This is a genomic window from uncultured Draconibacterium sp. (assembly GCF_913063105.1).
Lineage (GTDB): Bacteria > Bacteroidota > Bacteroidia > Bacteroidales > Prolixibacteraceae > Draconibacterium.
This window is the reverse complement of record NZ_CAJXYQ010000016.1, coordinates 35,744-57,246: the sequence shown is the minus strand read 5'-3', so window position 1 is coordinate 57,246 and position 21,503 is coordinate 35,744. Positions and strand designations below refer to the sequence as shown.

At 39.8% G+C, this 21,503-nt stretch carries 22 protein-coding genes; 11 read left to right on the top strand and 11 right to left on the bottom strand.

Features of this window, described 5'->3' with window-relative positions; genetic code table 11:
• Window positions 1-41: 41 nt before the first annotated feature.
• Both QZ574_RS14795 and QZ574_RS14790 read left to right on the top strand, forming a co-directional pair.
• Window positions 42-656, top strand: coding sequence for a fumarylacetoacetate hydrolase family protein (locus QZ574_RS14795; protein ID WP_297090883.1), 615 nt, complete (start codon window positions 42-44; stop codon window positions 654-656).
• 75 nt (window positions 657-731) lie between these two features.
• A complete protein-coding gene (locus QZ574_RS14790) occupies window positions 732-1,154 on the top strand; it encodes an acyl-CoA thioesterase (protein WP_297090881.1) in 423 nt (140 codons plus the stop codon).
• Here QZ574_RS14790 and QZ574_RS14785 read toward each other — a convergent pair.
• Window positions 1,151-1,783 carry a YkgJ family cysteine cluster protein gene (locus QZ574_RS14785; protein ID WP_297090879.1) on the bottom strand — a complete coding sequence of 211 codons (633 nt, stop codon included), beginning with the start codon at window positions 1,781-1,783 and terminating at the stop codon, window positions 1,151-1,153. The genes QZ574_RS14790 and QZ574_RS14785 overlap by 4 nt on opposite strands.
• 84 nt (window positions 1,784-1,867) lie before the next feature.
• Window positions 1,868-3,262 (bottom strand): alanine/glycine:cation symporter family protein, encoded by a 1,395-nt coding sequence (locus QZ574_RS14780; RefSeq protein WP_297090876.1) that lies wholly within the window; start codon window positions 3,260-3,262, stop codon window positions 1,868-1,870.
• A 115-nt stretch (window positions 3,263-3,377) separates the two neighbouring features.
• On the opposite strand from QZ574_RS14780, the gene QZ574_RS14775 reads away from it, so the two are divergent.
• From QZ574_RS14775 to QZ574_RS14765, 3 genes are read left to right on the top strand one after another with little or no spacing between them, the layout of a single operon-like run.
• Window positions 3,378-3,851, top strand: coding sequence for a hypothetical protein (locus QZ574_RS14775; protein ID WP_297090874.1), 474 nt, complete (start codon window positions 3,378-3,380; stop codon window positions 3,849-3,851).
• A gap of 11 nt (window positions 3,852-3,862) precedes the next feature.
• The gene (locus tag QZ574_RS14770) at window positions 3,863-4,348 is read left to right on the top strand and encodes a hypothetical protein (protein ID WP_297090872.1); all 486 of its coding nucleotides are present in this window, start codon (window positions 3,863-3,865) and stop codon (window positions 4,346-4,348) included.
• Complete coding sequence (locus QZ574_RS14765) at window positions 4,338-4,538, top strand: helix-turn-helix transcriptional regulator (RefSeq protein WP_297090870.1); 201 nt, start codon at window positions 4,338-4,340, stop codon at window positions 4,536-4,538. The genes QZ574_RS14770 and QZ574_RS14765 overlap by 11 nt, the downstream gene beginning before the upstream one ends.
• A 77-nt stretch (window positions 4,539-4,615) precedes the next feature.
• On the opposite strand, the gene QZ574_RS14760 is transcribed toward QZ574_RS14765, so the two are convergent.
• The 6 genes from QZ574_RS14760 to nuoE all read right to left on the bottom strand — a co-directional run bounded on the left by QZ574_RS14760 (window position 4,616) and on the right by nuoE (window position 10,660).
• Entirely contained in the window at window positions 4,616-5,446 is an 831-nt protein-coding gene (locus tag QZ574_RS14760; RefSeq protein ID WP_297090868.1) for an endonuclease/exonuclease/phosphatase family protein, read from the bottom strand.
• Window positions 5,443-6,402: an alpha/beta hydrolase gene (locus QZ574_RS14755; protein ID WP_297090866.1), complete on the bottom strand. Its 960-nt coding sequence runs from the start codon at window positions 6,400-6,402 to the stop codon at window positions 5,443-5,445. Before QZ574_RS14755 ends, QZ574_RS14760 begins: the two co-directional genes overlap by 4 nt.
• A 235-nt stretch (window positions 6,403-6,637) precedes the next feature.
• Window positions 6,638-7,123, bottom strand: a complete 486-nt coding sequence (locus tag QZ574_RS14750; RefSeq protein ID WP_297090864.1) for a methylated-DNA--[protein]-cysteine S-methyltransferase — start codon at window positions 7,121-7,123, stop codon at window positions 6,638-6,640.
• 55 nt (window positions 7,124-7,178) lie between these two features.
• Window positions 7,179-8,969 (bottom strand): NADH-dependent [FeFe] hydrogenase, group A6, encoded by a 1,791-nt coding sequence (locus QZ574_RS14745; protein WP_297090862.1) that lies wholly within the window; start codon window positions 8,967-8,969, stop codon window positions 7,179-7,181.
• 18 nt (window positions 8,970-8,987) lie between these two features.
• On the bottom strand, window positions 8,988-10,172 hold the full coding sequence (locus QZ574_RS14740; protein ID WP_297090860.1) for an NADH-ubiquinone oxidoreductase-F iron-sulfur binding region domain-containing protein: 1,185 nt from the start codon (window positions 10,170-10,172) through the stop codon (window positions 8,988-8,990).
• 11 nt (window positions 10,173-10,183) lie between these two features.
• Window positions 10,184-10,660, bottom strand: a complete 477-nt coding sequence (gene nuoE / locus QZ574_RS14735; RefSeq protein ID WP_297090858.1) for an NADH-quinone oxidoreductase subunit NuoE — start codon at window positions 10,658-10,660, stop codon at window positions 10,184-10,186.
• A gap of 440 nt (window positions 10,661-11,100) precedes the next feature.
• Between nuoE and QZ574_RS14730 the strand changes: the two genes are divergently transcribed.
• On the top strand, window positions 11,101-11,499 hold the full coding sequence (locus tag QZ574_RS14730; protein WP_297090856.1) for a carboxypeptidase-like regulatory domain-containing protein: 399 nt from the start codon (window positions 11,101-11,103) through the stop codon (window positions 11,497-11,499).
• A 32-nt stretch (window positions 11,500-11,531) separates the two neighbouring features.
• On the opposite strand, the gene QZ574_RS14725 is transcribed toward QZ574_RS14730, so the two are convergent.
• The gene (locus tag QZ574_RS14725) at window positions 11,532-13,178 is read right to left on the bottom strand and encodes an alkaline phosphatase family protein (protein WP_297090854.1); all 1,647 of its coding nucleotides are present in this window, start codon (window positions 13,176-13,178) and stop codon (window positions 11,532-11,534) included.
• Between the two features lie 332 nt (window positions 13,179-13,510).
• Here QZ574_RS14725 and QZ574_RS14720 point away from each other — a divergent pair, with 332 nt between their 5' ends.
• The 4 genes from QZ574_RS14720 to QZ574_RS14705 all read left to right on the top strand — a co-directional run bounded on the left by QZ574_RS14720 (window position 13,511) and on the right by QZ574_RS14705 (window position 18,484).
• On the top strand, window positions 13,511-14,506 hold the full coding sequence (locus QZ574_RS14720) for a hypothetical protein (protein WP_297090852.1): 996 nt from the start codon (window positions 13,511-13,513) through the stop codon (window positions 14,504-14,506).
• A 96-nt stretch (window positions 14,507-14,602) separates the two neighbouring features.
• Window positions 14,603-15,094, top strand: a complete 492-nt coding sequence (locus tag QZ574_RS14715; protein WP_297090850.1) for a sigma-70 family RNA polymerase sigma factor — start codon at window positions 14,603-14,605, stop codon at window positions 15,092-15,094.
• Window positions 15,087-15,947, top strand: coding sequence for a FecR family protein (locus QZ574_RS14710; RefSeq protein ID WP_297090848.1), 861 nt, complete (start codon window positions 15,087-15,089; stop codon window positions 15,945-15,947). The genes QZ574_RS14715 and QZ574_RS14710 overlap by 8 nt, the downstream gene beginning before the upstream one ends.
• Window positions 15,947-18,484: a TonB-dependent receptor plug domain-containing protein gene (locus tag QZ574_RS14705; protein WP_297090846.1), complete on the top strand. Its 2,538-nt coding sequence runs from the start codon at window positions 15,947-15,949 to the stop codon at window positions 18,482-18,484. The genes QZ574_RS14710 and QZ574_RS14705 overlap by 1 nt, the downstream gene beginning before the upstream one ends.
• Window positions 18,485-18,531: 47 nt before the next feature.
• On the opposite strand, the gene QZ574_RS14700 is transcribed toward QZ574_RS14705, so the two are convergent.
• Entirely contained in the window at window positions 18,532-19,065 is a 534-nt protein-coding gene (locus tag QZ574_RS14700) for a hypothetical protein (protein WP_297090845.1), read from the bottom strand.
• A complete protein-coding gene (locus tag QZ574_RS14695) occupies window positions 19,058-19,573 on the bottom strand; it encodes an RNA polymerase sigma factor (RefSeq protein ID WP_297090842.1) in 516 nt (171 codons plus the stop codon). Before QZ574_RS14695 ends, QZ574_RS14700 begins: the two co-directional genes overlap by 8 nt.
• Before the next feature lie 264 nt (window positions 19,574-19,837).
• Between QZ574_RS14695 and QZ574_RS14690 the strand changes: the two genes are divergently transcribed.
• Window positions 19,838-21,349, top strand: coding sequence for an AbgT family transporter (locus QZ574_RS14690; RefSeq protein ID WP_297090840.1), 1,512 nt, complete (start codon window positions 19,838-19,840; stop codon window positions 21,347-21,349).
• Window positions 21,350-21,503 lie beyond the last annotated feature (154 nt).

Genomic DNA, 21,503 nt, shown 5'->3' with positions numbered 1-21,503 from the left:
ACTGTGTTCGAAATGACTATGAAATTGAAAAGTTTAATATCATGAAAATAATTTGCATAGGAAGAAATTATGTGGCTCATGCAAAAGAATTTGATGAGTTGGTGCCTGATGAACCCATATTTTTTATGAAGCCAGATACGGCTTTGTTGCGCAATAACGATCCGTTTTATATTCCTGATTGGACAAAAGATTTGCACCATGAGATTGAATTGGTAATAAAGATTAACCGGATTGGAAAAAATATTGAGAAACGGTTTGCCCACCGTTACTACGATGAAATTGGACTTGGCATTGATTTTACAGCGCGTGATGTGCAGGCAGAGCTGAAGAAAAAAGGCCTTCCGTGGGAAAAATCGAAAGCTTTTGATAAATCGGCAGTGTTGAGTAATACCTTTCTGTCGAAGTCAATTTTTCCCGATCCGGATGCAATAAGTTTTCACCTCGATATTAACGGAAAAACAATTCAGGAAGCACATTCGGGATTAATGATTTTTGATTTTGATGAATTGATTGCACATATTTCAAACTACGTAACACTTAAAATAGGCGATTTAATTTATACCGGAACGCCTGCCAATGTTGGACCGGTTGCTATTGGCGATCGACTGGAAGGCTATCTGGAAGACAAAAAATTGCTTGATTTTGAAATTAAGTAACAAGAACTTAAGTGTGGTGCACCGGCTATTGAGTCGGTGTTGTATTTAATGGGCATTAGCTTTTAATATAAAAAGATGCAGGATTACCATTTTGAACTTGAAATGCAGGTTCGCGACTACGAATGCGACATCCAGGGGATTGTAAACAACGCTGTTTATCAGAACTACCTGGAGCATACACGCCATAAATTTTTAAATTATGTTGGGCTTGATTTTGCGCAACTACACAATGATGGAATCGATGCAGTGGTGATAAAAGGTGAATTGGAGTACAAGTTACCGTTGCGCCCCGGCGATGACTTTTTGGTGCGACTAAAAATAGGAAAACAAGGTCGGTTGCGCATCGTTTTTTTGCAGGAAGTAATTCGCAGAGCAGATGAAAAGCTAATGGTAAGAGGCCGCATTACTTCGGTGCTCACAAAAAATGGCCGTCCTGTGTCACCCGAAATTCTTGAAAATAGATTTACAGCAGCAGGCATTGTGTTGGAAAACCTTTAACAAAGTTTCTCTTCAATCCGATATTCTTTTGCCTCAACGCCATTTGTTTTTAGCGCCGATTTAAATCCCTCGTTCATCATGCGTCCCAGGCGCATAGGCATATCCAGTAGTTTGGGGTAATTGCTCTTATCATCAGGATTGTTAAAGAACTGTTTGCAGCTTTTTACATCCGACGAAAGATAAATGCGACAGGCCATTGGGCGTGCTTCGTAAACCAAACAGGCTCCTTCATGTAACAAGGGGCAGGGCGTTTTTGCATTTAGTAATGCATCGCCTTCCAGTTGGGCAAGTTTTTCCCTTTTAAATTTTGCTTTTTTCTGAATTGCAGAGCGAGTTACAATATCAAAATTTTTATGTATAAAGTTGTTCAGGTAATTCAACTCGTAATCAAGTGCAAATACCGGCTGATGACAGCACCATGCACAACCTTTTTTGCATTCAATTGCCTGGTTTTGTTGTCGGGCGTATGCAAATAATGAATCGATTAAACCATCAATAATGGCATACATTTCCCTGATAACAGCATCAGGCACTGTATGGTTGTTCGTATTTTTAAGGGCATTTATGGCCAGTTGATAGCCATCGTGGAAAAAGGCTTTTTCAAGTTGGTCAAATTTTGAATTTGTCATGAAATTATTTTCCTTCAAATTATTGCTTTTCTGTTGAAAAAGCAATACCGGGCTCACGAGAAAAGACCTGGGGCATTAATTATTTTAAGCGTTATTACGCGTTCTTTTAACCAATAGCTTTTCTGCTTTCAAGCGCAAAAAATAGTCTTTGGCCGCCCTTTTAACATACGGCGACAAAAGAATAGTGGTAATAACGGTAGGAAAGGCCATCAGCGCAAAAGCAATATCAATAAGCCCGATAATAACCCGCAGGTTTGACACGGCACCTAAAATTATAACAGCAACAAAAAGGTAATTATAAATGTGCTGGTATTTGGTTCCGGCAACAAAACCCAGGCATTTTACGCCGTAGTACGGAAAGGCAAACATGGTTGACATGGAAAAGAAAATTACACAGGTAGCCAGAATATATTTTCCGTAAACAGGAATGGCAGAATCGAAGGCATGTGCTGTTAAAGTTATTCCATCGGCACTGCTTTCCTGCCAGGTATTTGTAATAATAATGGCAAGGGCTGTCATTGTACAAACAATAATGGTATCGATAATGGGGCCAAGCATAGCCACTAATCCTTCGCGGATTGGTTCGTTGGTTTTTGCTGCTCCGTGTGCCATAGGTGCCGTTCCCAGTCCTGCTTCATTTGAAAAGGCGGCCCGCCGAACACCGGTGATGATTATAGCCCCCAGAGAACCTCCTAATACCGCATTTCCGGTAAATGCATCGGCAATTATAGTTTTAAAGGCCGGGATAATTGCTGAGGTGTTAGAGAAGATAATAAAGAAAACGGTAATGGTGTAGACTACAACCATGGTTGGCACCAATCGTCCGGTAACTTTTCCGATGCGCTTAATACCTCCAATTACCACCAGGCCAACCAGTATCGAAATTATTATGCCTGTAACAATGTTGCTTGTAAACGAAGCCTCTATATTATTTGGAACCAGAATAACATCTCTAATCATTTGTGTGAGCTGGTTTGCCTGAAACAGCGGTGAAACGCCTATCATTGCCATAAGGGCAAAAAATACGGCAAGTGGTCGCCAGTTTTTGCCCAGCCCTTCGGTAATGTAATACATGGGGCCACCCTGAATTTCTCCGGCATCGTCTTTTCCCCGAAACATAACAGCCAGCGTACAGGTGAAAAATTTAGTGCTAACACCCAACAGTGCCGATACCCACATCCAGAAAATGGCTCCCGGGCCACCCATAGTTATGGCTACTGCTACACCACTAACATTGCCCATGCCAACTGTGCCAGCGAGGGCTGTGGATAATGCCTGGTAATGTCGCAGCTGCCCGGCTTCGTTAGGGTCGTCGTATTTTCCGGTTAATATTTGCAAGGCATGGCCAATGTAGCGTAAAGGGGCCAGCCGCGAATATACCAAAAAGTAAAAACCGCCACCAAGTAGCAGTATTAGAATGGGGGCACCCCAAATTCCATCAGATATTTTAATAATGAGTTCACCAGGATTGTCAAGCATTTGATAAAGAAAACTGAAATGATGTTAAAAAACAAATACAAAAAATGTAAAGAAAACTTGTCTTTTGTAGAAATGTAAAGTATGTTTGTCATATTGAAAAGTAAAGTTTACACTAATGAAAATCTACAGCATAATTAGTTTTTGTATTTACATCGGATTACTTCTGTACATAATTCCTTCCTCTGCATTAAGTTTCGATTTGTATGAGCGTAGATTCCGGTTGCTACCAAATTGGTTTAAAACAGTGGCGATCATCTTTACTGCTCTTGCTTTATTGGCACTATTAATTTTTAAAGACGCTATAGCAAACATGAATGAAATGCTAATTTCAGTTTTTAACCTCGCACTATTCGTAACATTTTTCTCGAAACAGAAGACCGAAGATGAATACTCGGAACAGTTAAGATTTAAGGCTTTTACTTATTCGTTTGTAAGTTTGGTGGCTCTGATTTTTGCCTTGAGTACAATGCGTATAACAGGCTCAGATGGCGGTTGTTGGAGTAACTTTATTGTTCAGTCATTTATGGGAGGAGGAATGCTAATTGCAACACTTTACTTTTACCTTACTCTTTATAAACTACGAAAATAAAATTGAAAAATATGGAAACAAAATTGGTTCAAATATTATTGTTAGTACTTGTTGTTTTGTCTATAGGACTTGTGTCGTGGCTTTTTAAAGAAAAGAATGATGAGGCTGTTTTTAAGAAACTTAAGTTGTTTCCTCGCTGGTTTAAACTTGTGGGAATTGTGGTGGTAATTTGTGCCATAACTTTACCATGGATTTTTAAGAGTTTGCTGGTTGATGGAAGTAATTATATTGGGGTTATTTATGTTAATTTTGGATTGTTTCTTATTTGTTTTTCGCGCGATAAGGTTGAGGATGAAATGTCTAACCTGATTCGTTTAAAGTCTTTTTATCGGAGCTTTGGAGCTGGTTTTGTGGGATTCTTTTTTATCACTTATTTAGAAAATAGTGTTTCTGACGATTTTAGTCAACTTTCAGCAGATACATTATTGGCAGTTATTTTGGGATTTTACCTGGTGAGTTATTACGTTACCAAATCAAAAATACGAAGTGCAGAATAGGCTTAAAATAGAACGGGCAATAAAAAATCTTACGCAAGACGATTTGGCAAAATTGATTGGTGTTTCGCGGCAAACGATAAATTCAATCGAAAAAGGGAGGTACGTGCCATCGACAGTTTTGGCGCTTAAAATCTCGACAGTTTTTGAAAAACCGGTAAATGAAATCTTTGAGTTGGATGACTCGGATTAAGAATTTTGCTCGCAGATTTCGCGGATTGCCGCAGATTAGTTTCTTTTAGTTTTTCAAATCTGCTTGAACCAATTCTCTTATTTCAACTGCAGTTGCACAAACACCGGCAAATGATCTGAAGGCCACCGTTGTTCTTTATTATCAGTAAGTACCGCATATTTTAATACCTTAAAACCACGAACAAAAATATAGTCGATACGGGTTTGTAATTCCGCGTCAAACTTAAAACCATTATATGTTCCTACTGGCCCGTAAGGTTTTTGTGCCGAAATATCGCGGCTGTCGTTCAGGTATTTTTTTAGCAGCGAAATGGGTAAGGTTTCGGGCTTTAGGTTAAAGTCGCCGGTTAAAAGTACAGGCAGATTATTTTTGTAAGTCATTTCTTCAATTTTATCGCGGATCAGAATCGCCGAATTTTTTCGTGCTTCATCGCCTCTGTGATCGAAATGCGTATTAAAAACATAAAATTTTTTGCCACTGATTTTGCTTTGAAATTTTCCCCAGGTGCAAATTCGGGTGCAGGCAGCATCCCAGCCTAATCCGGGCTTGGTGCAATCTTCGGCAAGCCAAAAGTTGCCTTTTTCAATTAAAATAAATTTATCTCTGTTAAAAAATACAGGCGAAAATTCACCCCCCTTATCACCATCTTCTCTACCAACGCCAAACCACTCGTAATTCGGAAGTGCTTCATCAATATCTGAAATCTGATTGAACAACGCTTCCTGCAGACCAAAAATATCAGGCTCGTAAAATTGTAGCAGGCCATTAACCATTTCAACACGGTTTGGCCAGGCGTTAATTCCATCATTGCTGTTATTGTATCGTATATTGTAGCTTAAAACATTTATTTGCTGGGCAGTCAGTATAATTGGAAACAGAAAAATAAGGCTGGCAAGAAATCGTTTCATTGTGAACAGTAGTTATAATCGTTAAATCGTTGAGCGTTGTGTTCTCCTTCAATTATGGTATGGCGTTGGTCGCCATTTTTTTCAATAACAAACTGGTGGCAAAATTCTGTAATTACATCAAAATAATCGGTAAAAGGCTGGCTGTGTAATTCGTGTCCTGCTCCGCATGAGGTGTGCAGCCAGCAGGGAACGTTTAGTTGTTTTAATTTTTCAGCAATGGTATGCGAGCCATGCAAGAGCCAGTAGCCTGGTGCTCCTTCTTTGCAGTAATGATGTGGAGCTGAACCATAAGGTACAAGCGGATCGTCTGAGCCATGAAACAAAAGCGAAGGAATAGCCGATTCATCATAAAGCGCCATAGTATCGGCAATTGCACCAGCCATACCGATAACCCCTGCAAACGATACCGGTCCGGAGTCTAAACCGTAGCAATACGGTGGCTGATACGCTGTATTTAAAGCTGTTTCGGCTCCGGCGCTGCTTCCGGCAAGAATAATCTGTTGTGGATTTATTGCATACTGATGCCTGTTCTCGATAAGGAAAAATGCAGCATCCTGCAAATCTTCTGAGGCAGAATAGATTGTGTTGATTTTTACCTGGGTAGGGCAATTACATCCAAAGCCTTCAGCTTTGCCTTTTCGCGTTAATCGGTACGAAATAGATGCAACAACATAGCCATAGCTGGCCAGGTTTGTACAAAACGATTTTATTTTCTCACTGTTTCGTTCACCACTACTAAATCCTCCACCGTGCAGGTAAATTATTGTTGCTCTTTCCGGTTCGTTATCGTATTGAGGGAGGTAAATATCCATATCCAGGTTTTCGCCATCTTTTGTTGCATATGTAGCTGTTTCAACCCTAATTTCTTCAAATTGTTCGTAGGCGTATCGGTCTTGCCCAGCTGCGAATTGGGTAATAAGCAGAAACAGAAAAAGGAGTTTTACATTTCTTTGCATATATTTTTTGTTGTGAATATAGGGTATATCAATTTACCAGCAAAAGAAAATGGAACCCAAAATTGAGTTCCATTTCTTTTAAGGAGTCTTTATTTCAAATCCTTATTTTTTATCTTCCTGATTTCGGATACCATTAAAACAAAATGTATACCATAAAATTAAAATGCATGATATCAGGAAGATAGTTTTAAGAGTGTATTTTTTGTGTTTTCAATATGGGACAATATTCCCTGATTTAGAATAGTTGGCCCGGAATTTTTGTGTTAGTTCTTTCGTGATTTAGCAGCCAGCGCTTGCGTTCTATTCCTCCAGCATATCCGGTGAGTTTACCCGAGCTTCCAATTATTCGATGACAAGGAATTATAATTGGAATAGGATTTTTCCCGTTGGCAAAACCTACTGCCCGCGTATTTTTTTCTGATCCTGATTGCCGGGCAATTTCAAGATAGCTTGCCGTTGCACCGTATTCTATTCCTTGCACCAGTTTCCATATCTTTTGCTGAAACAGTGTTCCTTCCGGTTCTAATTGAAGATTAAACGATTTTAAATTTCCTTGAAAGTAAGCTTCAAGTTGCTTTGCAGTTTGCCCGAGGATTATTGGTTGTTGCTCACTCCAATTTGAGCAGGCATCTACAAATTTAATGGATGTTAACGCTTTTTCTGACGATAATAACCGAAGCCATCCAATTGGTGAAGGAATATATCTTGTAAATTGTTTCATAAAAAAATCCGATACCCAAAGATACCGGATTTTATATGATTTGTTCGCACGGTAATTAATACCTTTCGCGCTTGGTGTATTTTGTATGCAGCAAGTGGTGCGAAATTTCGCCAAGCGGTTCTTTTAAGAAATCGTGATATAATTTCAGAACCTCCGGATTTTCATGCGATTTTCGTATCGTTAAACCTTCATCTTCAGCATAAATTGCTTCTGCACGTTTTTGCCTTATCTCGGGATTGGTTGGAATAGGCTGGCCTCCACCACCCAGGCAGCCACCGGGGCACGCCATAAATTCAATAAAATGATAGTCTGCAGTCCCGGCTCTCACTGAATCCATTACAGTTTTGGCATTTATTAAGCCGTGTGCAACGGCACATTTTAGCTCAACTCCATCCAAAAAGGCCCACTCTTTTAGTGGATTATCAATTTTAATTGAAGCTTCGCGAATGCCATCCATGCCGCGTACAGGAGTAATATTCAGGTTGTCAAACGGTACTTCGCGGCCTGTAACAATTTCGTAGGCTGTTCGTAAAGCAGCCTCCATTACACCTCCGGTGGCACCAAAAATTACTGCTGCGCCCGATGATTCTCCCATTAAACGGTCGTACTTAACCGGTTCAAGTTTGTTAAAATCCAAACCGGCTTGTTTTATAAGAATGGCGAGTTCTCGCGTAGTAAGTACGTAGTCTACATCGCGGTAGCCACTGTCGTGCATTTCAGGGCGGTAAGCCTCGTATTTTTTTGCTGTGCACGGCATAATCGAAACAGATACAATATTTTCAGGTTCAAGGTTGCGTGCTTTGGCATAATAAGTTTTAACCAGTGCCCCAAACATTTGTTGTGGCGATTTACAGGTTGAAAGGTTATTCAAATGTTCGGGATACATGTGCTCGATGTACTTAATCCATCCTGGCGAACAAGATGTTGCCATTGGCAGTGTAACCGACTCATCTTTATCTACCAGGGCTTTTTTCAAACGGGTAAGTAGTTCGGTACCTTCCTCCATAATTGTTAGGTCGGCAGTAAAATCGGTATCGAGTACCGAGTCGAAACCTAAACGTTTTAAGGCGGCTACCATTTGTCCGGTAACGCGTTTGCCTGGTTTTAGTCCCAGTTCTTCGCCTAAACCAACTCTTACTGCAGGGGCGGTTTGTACTACGACATGTTTTTTCGGATTTGCAATGGCTTCCCAAACTTCCTCAATGTAATTTTTCTCTACCAAAGCTCCGGTAGGGCAGTGGTTTATGCATTGCCCGCAATTGGTACAAACCACATCGCGCATAGCCTTCTCAAAGAAAGTGGTAATTTTCATTTTGTCGCCTTTGTGGGCAACAGTCAGCGCATTTACACCCTGCAGCTCGGCACAGGTTCTTACGCATCGCTGGCAGCGTATACATTTGCTGTCGTCTTTCATTATTGAAGGCGAATAAGCATCAATACTATATTGTTTTAGGGGAACGAGCTCGAGAAAGTCCTGGGTCATTATTTTGTATTCCGAGGCCAGTGTTTGCAGTTCGCAGTTTCCGTTTCGGTAGCATTTGGTGCAATCCGCATTGTGTTCTGCCAATAGTAATTCAATGATTTGTTTTCGTGAGTTACGAACTTTCAAACTGTTGGTCAACACTTCCATTCCTTCTTCGCAAGGCGTTGCACATGCAGCCGACAAGCGGTTTTGCCCTGCTACCTCAACCACACACACGCGACAGTTTCCGGCAACGCACAAATCTTTATGATGGCATAAGGTTGGAATGGTAATTCCTTGCTCTTCTGCGGCTTCCAGAATGGTTTTCCCGGCTGCAATTTCAACCGGAAAACCGTTAATGGTTATATTTAATTTTTTACTCATTTCAATACATTTTCCGGGTTAATAAATCATCTCTTCTCTAAAATTCTCAACAATCGACGAAAATGAATTTGCTACAGATTGTCCCAATCCGCATTTTGCAGTATACTGCATGGTTTCAGTTAGCCGCATTAGTTTGTCAAGGTAAGAAGCCGGTTTGTCTCCACGTTTTACAGCCTTTATGCCCAGCAATAATTGTTGGCAGCCAACGCGGCAGGGAGTGCATTGTCCGCATGATTCTTCGCGGAAGAATTCGAGGTAATTATCCAGCACGTTAAACATTGATCGAGAGCTGTTAAAAAGCATCATCGACCCTCCGGTAGGTAACGATATGCCGGTTAATTTTCCACGAAAACCGATAGCAGCATCTTTAAACTTTTTACGCGGAACCAGAAATCCTGAAGCTCCACCCACCTGTACGGCTTTGGTATCGCCATCGCCAAACTCGTAAACAAAATCCTGCAGGCTCATCCCCAGTTCCAGTTCGTAAATACCCGGCTTTGGTGTATCGCCCGATACCGAAAATAATTTGGTTCCTCTGGAATATTGAACGCCTAAATCGTAGAATTTTTTTGCTCCGTATTTAAAAATGGTATAAGTGTGCACCAGCGTTTCAACATTATTAATAACGGTGGGTTTGCCCATGTAGCCTCTTTGTGTTGGAAACGGTGGTTTATTCCGGGGTTCGCCCCTTTTTCCTTCCATCGATTCCATCAGAGCTGTTTCTTCGCCGCAAATGTAGGCGCCACTGCCCATAAATATTTCAATGCTAAAATCGAGATTAATTTCTTTGCAATAGTAGTCAAACTCGTCAATGGCTTTGTTTAGTTCGGGTTGCAAAAATTTGTATTCACCACGCAGATAGATAAAGCCTTTGTTAGCTCCGGTGATGTAACCACAAATGGCCATTGCCGTTAAAACTTTATAAGGCACCCGTGATAGAATTTCGCGGTCTTTAAAAGTTCCCGGCTCTCCTTCATCGGCATTACAAATTACGTATTTCTGTTTTTCTTTTGCCTCGGCAGTTAGTTTCCATTTTAGGCCGGTTGGAAACCCTGCGCCTCCTCTTCCTTTTAATTCTGAACTTATCAGCTCATTAATTAAATCCTGCGGTTTCTTTTTAATGGTTGCGGAAAGTATTTTTTCCCAGTCGTTTTCATTTCTGAAAATGAAATCAACACGTTTTAGTTGATGAGAACTTGCCATAGTTGCTTTTTTTAATGGTGAACGTTTTGTTTCATGTAATTCGACAGAATTTCCCTCACTTTTTCGGGTGTGAGTTCAGTATAAACGTCATCGTTTATCAGCATTGCAGGTGCCTTGTGGCACCATCCCAGGCAGTTGGTCTCTAAAAGCGTAAATTGTTTGTCGGGGGTGGTTTCCCCTAACTTAATTTTTAACATGTCTTGAATGGCAAATAAAACCTGGTTTTTACCTTTCATTGCACAGGTAATAGTTTTACATACCCTGATGGTGTATTTACCTGCTGGTTTTGTCTCAAGAAATGAATAAAAGGTTGCTGTTCCATAAACATCGGCAGCCGGAATGTCAATCTCTCTTGCAATTTCAATCATTGAGCGTTCCGACAGGAATTTCTCATGCTCAACAACGCCTTGCATAATGGGTAAAACACTTTCTCTGCGTCGTCCATGTTTATCAGCAAGATCTTTAATTAACGATTGGATTGGATCCATGTGATAAGTTTTTGTTTATAAAATGGTTTTTAGTTGTTATTGTTAAATATGGCGCCGGTTGCGGCAGGGTCGGTTGCTGATTTTTACTTTTAAATAAAGATAAAATTCTTTATTAGCTATAAACAAATGTACGCAGATAGTTGAGAAAAAAATAACGTATTTGCTTGATAACATGATGTTATTCAGCAGAAAACAATGATAGTAATTAAGTCTGTTTTTAAATAAGCAGAATTGGCTAACTTTTGTCATGTAACTTTATGTTCTTTAAAATGTTTTATGGGTGTTGCATACAATGTAGTCTAAATAAGGATTAGCTTTTTAAAAAATAATAAAGAATTATTTAACGATTTTTTGATAAAGTTTGAAACATAAAGCAACCTTTCTCTGCTCTTTTTTGTCTATTTTTATAGAGCCATAAACAATTTGAAACAATACAAAGAATGAAAACAGTATTAATCACCCATTTCGCCTTGCTTTTATTTGTAATTCCAGGTATCGGTTGGGCCCAGGTTGTTGCCATAACAGGTTATGTTAACGATGGCAGCAACGGAAAAGCTTTAGAGAATGTTAGTATTTTTGATAAAAACTCAGGAATAGGCACCATTACGAACCAGAATGGATTTTATAAGCTTATACTTGAGAAAGGAGATGTTAATTTATCGGTTTCAACAGGTGGCTTTAAACCGGCCATGCATCTTGTAAAAGCCATTTCTGATACTACGCTTGTGGTTAGCTTACAACCAAGGATAAACAGTAAAAACCGCCCCAAAAAGGAGGAGCAGGTACATGCAGATTTAAAGCCTGAAAAAAAGAGCAGGAAAGGATTTAATCTGTTTTAATTGCAAGGGCCTGGTGTTACTCGTAAGAACGTTTACTTTTTCAGTATTTCACTAATTATTTTTCCCTGGCATTTGTCGGGAATAGGAACATTAATTAGCTGCGCCAGTGTTGGTACTAGGTCAGCAGCATTGTAGGTGGAATTAATTTGTTGTGGTTTTATGCCCACTCCCCATAAAATTATAGGTATTCGCGATTGATCAGTGTAATTAACCCGTTTAAATTTGTAGCCGGGTTGCCAACCTTCTTTCAAGGTGTAAACAAAGTCACCCGAGCGGTTTTTATGGTAAGTGTTGTACAAGGGCTCAAACAGACCGTTGGCAGAGCTACCCTGCTCGAGCTGAAATGCCGGCATTGAAACCTGCACGCCTGTAAATTGATTGATAAAGTTTGAACATACCTCCCGAAGTTCGTTTAAGCTTACCTGGTTGCTTTTATTAATAATGTCGTGGTCGAGGTAAAGTTGTAAATCAGAATAATGTTCAATCCAGTTTTGTTCGCCATAGGTGATATTCAGGTATGAAGTAAGCAAAGCAATGGCACTTTCCACATTAAAATAGTCAACAGTAAGGTGAAACTCTTCTTTCAGGTACTCAATGGGGTACGATGCCGAAGTATTTGCTGTTAGAAAGAAAAGTACATTGTCCTTGCCAAATTTTTTCTCTGCCTCATCAATCAGTTCACCAATATATTGGTCGAGATATAGATACGTATCCATCATTTCAAGCGAAGCCGGTCCGAATGAGTTGTTTTCGTAATCCATACTCGAAAAAACAGCAGTCACAAAATCGGTAACATCATCTTTGCCAATATCTTCGTTTTCCAGCAGACGAAGGGTAAAATCTTTAATCATCATATTGGCAGAGGGTGTAGTTTTAAAAGGCCTGAAATCGCCTGTTCTTTTTATATACTTGTTTATGGCGTGCGGAAAGGTATTAAACTCGCCAAAGTAACCTCGCTCAAGCAGGTAGTCGTCGCGCAGGCATTCGGTATAGCTGGTTTCAGGCAGTAAGGTTGTCCAGGTGCGGTGACTGTAGATGTCGGCATAATTCTCGCTGTTAAACACCCGAACCCAATCGGGGAAAGTACTGACATAAAAAGAACTTGAAATCATACGGCCCGATTCGGTATCAAACCAGTAAGCACCGTCGGCGGCATGGCCGGCAGCAAAAATTGCCGATTCGCGGTTTAAAGCCGCACTAAATACTTTGGCTTTTCCTCCACTTAAAATTTTAAGGTTATCGGTAAGGGTTGTCGACAATAGGTTCGCTGGCGAAGCATTACCGGCATCGGTATCGGCACCCACAGTAAAATAATAGTCGTCTTCGGTACTATCAATCTCCTTTTTCTTTAACCTGTCGTACCATTGGTTTGAAACTATTCCGTGAATAGATGGATGAACACCTGTAAATAGTGTTGCCGTGCCACTGGCATAGTTTTGTTCGTGCAGGGTAAGTTTTACATTTTGGCAAACGGCTCCCTGCGAATAAATTTTCTTAAATCCATTGGGTTGAAATTTATCCCAAAACCGCTGAATATAATCGGAGCGCATATTTTCAACAACAATTCCCACCACCACTTTGGGGTTATTGTTTTTCGATTGCAAATTATTTTGAGCATGCGAGTAGCCACCAAAAATGAATAACAAAAAAACAATAATTACAACAACACTAAGCTTCATGATCAATACAAATTTAAGCTGCCAAAAGTAAGCATTTTGAATACCATCCACAAAGGAAACGGATAAAGTGCTTAAAAAATATCGGCCTTCAAAAAATTGTTTGTCAGGCGCTTGGCAAGACAGGTGGAAATAAATGAAAAAACTATAAGAAAAAAGTAGGGTGTTGAGTTTGAATTGCGGATTATATTCAGAAAGGGCAACTAAAAAAAGAAATTGATGATGCCTAAGGTTTTTTTGGGTATGGTATTTTATTAAAAAATACCGGTGATGTTAAGTTTTTGGCAAGAGATAAGAGAGATTAATTTAGATAAAAACAATTAAATTTTGAGCAGATGAAAAAAATTATTGGTTTCACAGTTATTGCATTAGCAGTAGTTTTATTTTCATGTAATACCAACACTAATGATGGTGTTGAGATTCCTGAAATAAGCGCAGAGTTAACAGCGAAATCGGCTGAAATTGCTGTAGCCGAAATTCATGCAGAAGCTGCAACAACAGAAGGGGCATACGAGGTAGAATTTTTTGCCAATGCTGAAGGTTGGTTGTCGCGCTGGTGGAAGATGGGCAAGCATTTTACCTGGAGTAACAAGCTCCGTTACCACAAAAATCATTGCCCCGATGTTTCTATTGAATCAGGAGACGATGGCGGTTACCCAAAAACAATTACCTTAAACTACGGCGACAGCACCTTGTTAAACAATGGTAAAGTGCTTAGCGGAGAAATTGTGATTGAGATTTCGGCGCACAGAAGTAGTCAGGATTACACGCGAGAAGTAATTTACAACAACTTTGGTGTAGATTCGTTGCTGATTAACGGAACATCAGAAATTGTAGTTGATAAAGTGGACAGTACGTACCGTAAATTCGAATCAGAACTGACCTTTGTTTATCCTGACGGAACCACCATTGTAAGAAGTGCCGAACGAATTTGGCAATGGAGTAATGGCTTAGATACCGATGAAGACCAAAGTGATGATATGGTGCACATTACTGGAGAGTTGACAGCCACCATTACCTGGCCCGATGGCTCTTCTGAAACTTATACCAAAGAAATTACTCAACCCTTAAAACGAATGGCAACTTGCCAGTATATTGTTGAAGGCGAGGTACAGGTACACCTGGGAGGTAACCTTGTATCGGTACTCGATTATGGATACAGCGAAGGCGACGATGAATGCAACCACTACGCTTTGCTAACCAATGCCGACGGTGAACAGGTAATCGACCTATCGGAAAGGAAATACAAGGGTAAAGAAGAGAAGAATGAGAATGGCGGTCAACAGGATAGTGACAATCAAAACGGTAATGGCCAAAACGGCAACGGATAGTGATTTTTACGAAAAATGGCGGTGAGAATATTGCCGCCGTTTTTCCCAAAAGTCGCAAACTAATGTAACTTTGCTTAAAACAATTGCTTCCGGATTTTGACTAAGAAAGAATTTAAAAAACTATTTGATGAGCATTTTGCGCAAATTCGCAGTTATGTGTTTTACCGGTCTGGAGATACCGAACTGGCAACCGACATTGCGCAGGAGGTTTTTCTTACCATCTGGGAAAAGCAACTACAGATTGATTTGAAACGAGTAAAGGGACTACTTTATAAAATTGCGAACAATATTTTTGTTTCACATTGCCGCAAAGAAAAACGTTCATTCGATTTTTTCGATCATTTCGAATACAATGGCGAATCAAGATCGCCCGAAGAAGAGATGGTGTTTTCTCAGTTAAAAGAAAACTACCGATTGGCACTGGCTAAAATGCCGGAAAAACAACGAACCGTTTTTTTAATGAGCAGAGTAGAAGCTCTGAGTTACAGAGAGATTGCCGAGATAACAGGTGTTAGTATAAAAGCAATAGAAAAAAGAATGAAACTTGCACTTGCTTATTTAAGAACAAGCTTAAACACTAATGAGTGAAAAAAAATTACATAGTAAGGCTTTAAATCACCTCGAAAAAGATCTCTTTGAGAAGGGAAAGATTAACTGGAACAGGTCGGACGAGGATGTTTGGGCAACATTGCAACGAGAGATTGATGATAAACCAGCCAATGTTGTTTCCTTTAAACAGGATGTAATTCAGTGGGTGGCAGCTGCTGTAATTTTTGTATTGGTCGGACTGCTTGGAGTGGTGTCAACCTATCATAAAACCATAAACTGTTTACCCGGCGAACGAATGACTGTTCAATTGCCCGATGGCTCTATTGTTGAGATGAATGCGGCATCAAAACTAGTTTATTACCCCTTAAAATGGAAGTTGGAGCGTAAGGTGAATTTTGAAGGAGAAGGATTCTTTAACGTTGAGAAAGGTTCAAAATTTACGGTGAAATCAAAATATGGCTCCACACAGGTTTTGGGTACATCATTTAATATTTTTGCCCGCGACAAAAAATACCGGGTAACCTGTTTAACCGGCAAAGTACAGGTGCGCACGGGAAAAGACGAAGCCGTGGTTTTATTGCCGCAAAACCATGCCGAACTGGAGGAGGGTAAACTGGTTTTAACAAAAATATTTAACACAGAAAAAGCTGTTAGCTGGAAACAAAACTTTTTCTTTTTCGCCGGCCGGCCGCTAAAAGAGGTAATTGATGAAATTGAGCGCCAGTATGCAGTAACAATAAAACTCGATCCGGAATTAAATAATCGTAACTTTGGAAGCAATTTTTCGAAACAACACAGCGTTGAAGATGTGTTGGATTTTGTTTGCAAACCCATGAGTTTGAAGTATACCAAACAAAACGAGAATGTGTATTTTGTTACAGAGGAAAGTTAATGAAGAAACTAGTTTCCCTGGTTTTTGTTTTATTAATAGGCGTACAGTTATTGGCACAAAAGCAGGGCACCATTGAAATTAACACGCGAAAAACGCCTTTAAATCAGGTATTACTTGATTTAAAGGAAAAATATGGTTTCGAGTTTGCTTACGACAGCGACTTACTTTCCGCATTCCCGGTAACAGCTATCAATAAACATTTCAACAGTAACGAAGAGGCTGTGCAATTCCTGATAAAGGATTTGCCCCTGAAGCTCGAACGCTCAGGCAATGTTTTGCTTATTATTCCGAAGAAAGAACCCCGGCAAGTTACCGGATTTACCCGCATATCAGGAAGGGTTATGGAGGCTAATACATTCGAGCCCTTACCTTATTCCTACATTTTAATTAACCGGCTTCCTGTTCAATCCGATTTGCAGGGACAGTTTAATTTTATAGCATCTGCCGATACCACTTTTAACCTGCAAATTTCGCACCTGGGGTATTTTGTGTACGATACAGTTGTTACCGGAAGTATTCATCGTAACTTTTTTTTGTATCCGCAAATTGAACGAATACAGGAGATTAAAATTTATAGTAACCCAATTGAAAAGTCGACATTGATTGGCGATATGCCGGGACAAATGAAAATTAACCATCAGATAGCACCAGTTTTGCCCGGACACGGCGATAATTCGGTTTTTAACCTTTTGCGATTAATGCCCGGAATTCTTGCATCAGGAGAACAATCAAACGATTTGTTAATCTGGGGTGCCTATGAAAGTCAAAGCAAGATTCAATTTGATGGTTTTACTGTTTTCGGCCTGAAAAACTTTAATGATAATATTGCAGTAGTTAATCCTTTTGTGGTAAAAAACATTGAAGTGCTGAAAGGTGGATATGGCGCCCGTTATGGCGAAAGGGTTGGCGGAATTGTTGACATACAGGGGAAAAACGGGAGCTTGTTGCAACCTGCTTTTACTTTTAATATTAACTCAACCACTGTGAATTCGATGTTGGAAGTGCCGCTAAGTTCAAAATCGTCGCTGCTGGCAGCCTACAGGCAAACCTATTATCAGCTTTACAACCCAACCAATATTACCTGGTTTGCCCGCGATAACTCAAACGGAAATGGGCAAGGTGCAGCACAGGGAAACAGTTCATCAAATGCCATTGATTTTGAAGTACAACCCGATTTTGTTTTTCGCGATGCTAACCTGAAATATGTTTATGAAGGGGAAAAAGGAAAACGTTTTGCATTTAGCCTGTATGGCGGTGGCGACGATTTTAATTATGATTTGGAAAGCGAGTTTGGCCGTACTATTTTTAATCGTTCAGAAAAGGAAAAGAATCAGCAATTGGGAGGTTCGGTGCAAATTGGTTTGCCGCACCGCAACGGAAATACAACCAATTTAACCTTAAGTTATGCTTTGTTTGAAAGACAAATATTTGAAAGAAACAAAACCGAAAACAACAGAACAGGCGAAATAAAAATCAGAAGAGAAATTACCAGTGAAAATACCGTGGATGAGGTGAGTTTCGGGGCTGAGCATATTTTTAATATGAAAGATGGTCATCGGGTGATTGCCGGTGCCGGAATTATTGATAATAATGTGGAGCTTTTGCGCATCTCTCTTAACCAGGAGCTGTTAAACATTACCAATCACTCGCCACGTTTGTGGGGCTATGTGCAAGACGAATATCCGCTTGGTAAACACCTGTTGTTTAAAACGGGTGGGCGTGTTACCTATGTTAACGAAGTAGAAAAATGGTACTTCGAACCACGATTATCAGCATCAATTAAGCTTTCTGAATCGGTAAAACTTAATGCATCATGGGGAAAATATAACCAGTATTTATCGAAAACAACTGTGGTTGACAGCTCGAATAATTTTACCAATTTCTGGATTAATGCCGATAATGATTTGGTGCCTGTTTTACATGCAGAACATTGGGTTGGCGGAATGTCGTACAATAAAAACGGATTTACGGTAAGCGCCGAGGTCTACAACAAAACTACCACAGGATTAAACCGTTTTTTTATAGGAAATAAACGCATAAACCAGGGCTTTTACACAGGTAGGGCTAAAAGCCGTGGACTTGATTTGTTTGTTAAAAAAGAATTAAAAAGGCACATGGCCTGGGTTTCCTACACCTTAAGTAATACCGAAGAAAACTATCCGTTTTATGTGTCCGATGAATGGCGACCCGCTCCGCATCAGCAAAAACACGAGCTTAAATTTGCAGGAGTGTTTAATTACCGGTCATTTTATCTATCGGCCAATTACATTTATGGTTCGGGTTTCGAGCGCTTTGATATCGACAGCAGCCTCGATCTCGACAGACCTTATCGGCGGCTTGATGCATCGTTGGTTTATAAATTCAAACCGGGCAAAGTTAAGGCCGAGGCCGGAATTTCCATTCTTAATATTTTGAATACCGACAACATAAAGTATTCAAATATTAGAGTGAGTACAGTGGATAATGTAAATTTAGTTGGTGTATATTCTGATGCTGTGGCTTTTACGCCGGCAGTTTTCTTTAAAATTACATTTTAGGCACCAATAAATCGCTCACTTAATTATTTGAAACTCGAAAATGTACCTCAATCATCCCCCTCAATTTCAGCTATTAGCGTTAAGGCCTGGTCTCGCAGTGGTTTAAACTGAATATACCACCAAATTACACCAACCAGAAAACTAAGCCCAAGTACAGGGGCAAACCAAATTTGTGTTTGCCAGATGTTACCATCTCCCGTGTGGTTAAGCACTAAGCCCGCATCTATAAAAAGTATAGCCAGCAGTGCCCATAAAGCCTGCCATTGAAAAAGCTTATGGCGGTAGGCTGCCTTTTTTAACATTTGCAGGGTTGGCAACGAGTAATCAACTTTGCTGTATGTTTTGTAGTAATACCTCATTAGAAAAGCAAAAATTAGCATGCCCGATAAAAAACAGGCACTTCCTATTACTTCCGTAAACGGATCATTGTTAAAAAGGTGTATAACAATAAGAATGAGGTACAAGGGAACTAAAACCCAGTAAATAGCTTGCACTCCTTTTACGATATTGGCGTATTTTGAATCGGCATTTTTTAGCCTTTGTATTAATTTGTTCAGGTTGTTTTCTGTGCTTTCAGTCATGGCTTGTATCCTCCAGTTTTTTTCTGAGTTGCGATTTAATACGGTGAATTTTAACTTTTACATTACTTTCTGTAATGCCAATAACGTCTGCTATTTCTTTCATGGTAAGGCCTTCCAGCATTAACGATATAAGTGCTTTCTCAATAACCGACATTGTATTTAGTTCGTTTTGCAGACGTTGCAGTTGCTTTTCTTCTACCAGCTTTTCTTCTAAAGTTTCAACATCCATTATCGAAGCAAGCTTATGCTGCTCGGCATCAACCATTACTTTTAAATGCTTATAGGCTTTACCTGTGTAACTTAACGAGGTATTAATAGCGATGCGGTAAATCCAGGTGTTTATTGAAGAATCGCCTCTGAAATTATCGAGACTCTTCCAAATGTTCACCAAAATCTCCTGGTACATGTCTTTTTGGTCGGTAGTGTTCGAGTTGTAATAACTGCAAATTCGCCGAATACGATTGTCGTTCTCTTCCACTAACCGGTTAAACTGTTCTTCTTTCTTCAACGATTTTTGATTTTTGTTTGCTACTTAGTTTCCGAAAGATACAAATGGTTACATTTTTTATTGTTTTATTTTTGTAAACGCTAAAATTTTATTGATAAGTTAGAATTAGAAATGACTGATAAAAACAGCAAAGTAGTTTTTTTGCCGAACCTTAAAAATTGAAGGAGTATGAATGGAGTATTTTGTATTTTGCGTTTTTAGTTCTTTTTCCTGAACCTATTTCAAAACTTTTGGTTAGAATATTCTGAAACATTTAATTGAAACATGAACAATAAGTATCTCGCACGATTTTTAAATATTGTTGAAAAAGGAGGAAATGCGCTGCCGCATCCTGCTACCTTGTTTGCCATTTTTGCGTTTTTGGTTGTTTTGCTTTCCGGTTTTTTAAGTTTGTTTGATATTCATGCCTTGCATCCCAGAACCGGTGAAATGATTGAGCCTGTAAACCTGATGTCGAAAGAGGGCCTGGGAAAAATACTCAAAGAAATGGTTACTAATTTCACCAGTTTTGCTCCGTTAGGAACAGTGCTAGTGGCTATGTTGGGTATTGGTATTGCCGAAAGCAGTGGCTTTATTGCTACTGTTTTGCGCCTGTTGGTAACCTCGGCACCAAAGCGTTTACTCACTTTTGTAATCGTATTTTCAGCTATATTATCAAACACTGCCAGCGAGGTGGGTTATGTGCTACTCGTTCCGCTGGGAGCCATTATATTCCTGGCTGTTGGCCGGCATCCCCTGGCCGGTATGGCGGCTGCTTTTGCAGGAGTTTCGGGTGGGTACAGTGCCAATTTATTGTTAGGCACCATCGATCCCTTGTTGGCCGGGTTATCAGAAGAGGCAGCTCAAATTATCGACCCTGAATACCTGGTAAACCCTGCCGCTAATTTCTATTTTATGTTTGTATCTACCTTTTTTATTGCCATTGTGGGAACCTGGGTAACCGAGAAAGTGGTTATTCCGCGATTGGGGGTTTACGATGGAGATGAAAAACCGGAAGAGTTACGCAAGTTAAGTAAAGACGAAAAACGCGGCCTGCTTTATGCACTTGTGGCGGGAGCTTTTTTAACTGCATTTTTATTATTTGGTGTAATTCCGGAGCATGGGTATTTGCGCGGCGAGAATGGTGATATATTACGTTCGCCATTTTTAATGGGTATTGTTGCCATAATTTTTATTGCCGCTGCCGTATTGGGGGTAGCCTACGGAATTGGTGCTAAAACCTATAAAAACGACTCGGATGTAATGAGAGGTATGGGGAAAGCCATGGAGACCCTGGGAATTTATATTGTTCTCACCTTTTTTGCAGCTCAGTTTGTGGCCTATTTTAAGTGGACAAATATCGGGTTGATTTTTGCCATTGAATCGGCCGATTTTATCAAATCCCTTGACCTGGGCTCCATTCCTTTAATGATTGCCTTTATAATTTTGGTTGGGGTGCTTAACTTATTTATGGGTAGTGCTTCGGCAAAGTGGGCCATTCTTGCGCCGGCTTTCATCCCCATGTTTATGTTGTTGGGCTATTCACCCGAGTTAATTCAAAATACCTATCGTATTGGCGATTCTGTTACCAATATAATTTCGCCAATGATGTCGTACTTTGCCTTAATTGTTGCCTTTTTTCAACGCTATGATAAGAAGGCCGGTATTGGAACCATTATCGCTACCATGCTGCCCTATACGTTTTTCTTTTTCCTGGTTTGGGTAATTATTTTGGTTGTTTGGTTGTTGTTGGGTTGGCCTGTAGGGCCTGATTCTGGCTTGTATTACCCGGGCTAAAAGTTTTATTTTATAGCCACTTGACTTTTAACAAAAAATGTATTAATTTAGATAAAGCAAGCAAAAATGATAAAACAGCTTGCTTTTTTACCCTGTTATAAACCGAAAAAAACTAAAAACTACTAGCGTTAAAACAATGACTCCATCCATTAAA

What these genes read in the sequence shown, in the direction of transcription:
- QZ574_RS14795 (WP_297090883.1), top strand. Translation starts at nt 42, where the DNA reads ATGAAAATAATTTGCATAGGAAGAAATTATGTGGCTCATGCAAAAGAA.
- QZ574_RS14790 (WP_297090881.1), top strand. Translation starts at nt 732, where the DNA reads ATGCAGGATTACCATTTTGAACTTGAAATGCAGGTTCGCGACTACGAA.
- QZ574_RS14785 (WP_297090879.1), bottom strand. Translation starts at nt 1,783, where the DNA reads ATGACAAATTCAAAATTTGACCAACTTGAAAAAGCCTTTTTCCACGAT.
- QZ574_RS14780 (WP_297090876.1), bottom strand. Translation starts at nt 3,262, where the DNA reads ATGCTTGACAATCCTGGTGAACTCATTATTAAAATATCTGATGGAATT.
- QZ574_RS14775 (WP_297090874.1), top strand. Translation starts at nt 3,378, where the DNA reads ATGAAAATCTACAGCATAATTAGTTTTTGTATTTACATCGGATTACTT.
- QZ574_RS14770 (WP_297090872.1), top strand. Translation starts at nt 3,863, where the DNA reads ATGGAAACAAAATTGGTTCAAATATTATTGTTAGTACTTGTTGTTTTG.
- QZ574_RS14760 (WP_297090868.1), bottom strand. Translation starts at nt 5,446, where the DNA reads ATGAAACGATTTCTTGCCAGCCTTATTTTTCTGTTTCCAATTATACTG.
- QZ574_RS14755 (WP_297090866.1), bottom strand. Translation starts at nt 6,402, where the DNA reads ATGCAAAGAAATGTAAAACTCCTTTTTCTGTTTCTGCTTATTACCCAA.
- QZ574_RS14750 (WP_297090864.1), bottom strand. Translation starts at nt 7,123, where the DNA reads ATGAAACAATTTACAAGATATATTCCTTCACCAATTGGATGGCTTCGG.
- QZ574_RS14745 (WP_297090862.1), bottom strand. Translation starts at nt 8,969, where the DNA reads ATGAGTAAAAAATTAAATATAACCATTAACGGTTTTCCGGTTGAAATT.
- QZ574_RS14740 (WP_297090860.1), bottom strand. Translation starts at nt 10,172, where the DNA reads ATGGCAAGTTCTCATCAACTAAAACGTGTTGATTTCATTTTCAGAAAT.
- nuoE (WP_297090858.1), bottom strand. Translation starts at nt 10,660, where the DNA reads ATGGATCCAATCCAATCGTTAATTAAAGATCTTGCTGATAAACATGGA.
- QZ574_RS14730 (WP_297090856.1), top strand. Translation starts at nt 11,101, where the DNA reads ATGAAAACAGTATTAATCACCCATTTCGCCTTGCTTTTATTTGTAATT.
- QZ574_RS14725 (WP_297090854.1), bottom strand. Translation starts at nt 13,178, where the DNA reads ATGAAGCTTAGTGTTGTTGTAATTATTGTTTTTTTGTTATTCATTTTT.
- QZ574_RS14720 (WP_297090852.1), top strand. Translation starts at nt 13,511, where the DNA reads ATGAAAAAAATTATTGGTTTCACAGTTATTGCATTAGCAGTAGTTTTA.
- QZ574_RS14710 (WP_297090848.1), top strand. Translation starts at nt 15,087, where the DNA reads ATGAGTGAAAAAAAATTACATAGTAAGGCTTTAAATCACCTCGAAAAA.
- QZ574_RS14705 (WP_297090846.1), top strand. Translation starts at nt 15,947, where the DNA reads ATGAAGAAACTAGTTTCCCTGGTTTTTGTTTTATTAATAGGCGTACAG.
- QZ574_RS14700 (WP_297090845.1), bottom strand. Translation starts at nt 19,065, where the DNA reads ATGACTGAAAGCACAGAAAACAACCTGAACAAATTAATACAAAGGCTA.
- QZ574_RS14690 (WP_297090840.1), top strand. Translation starts at nt 19,838, where the DNA reads ATGAACAATAAGTATCTCGCACGATTTTTAAATATTGTTGAAAAAGGA.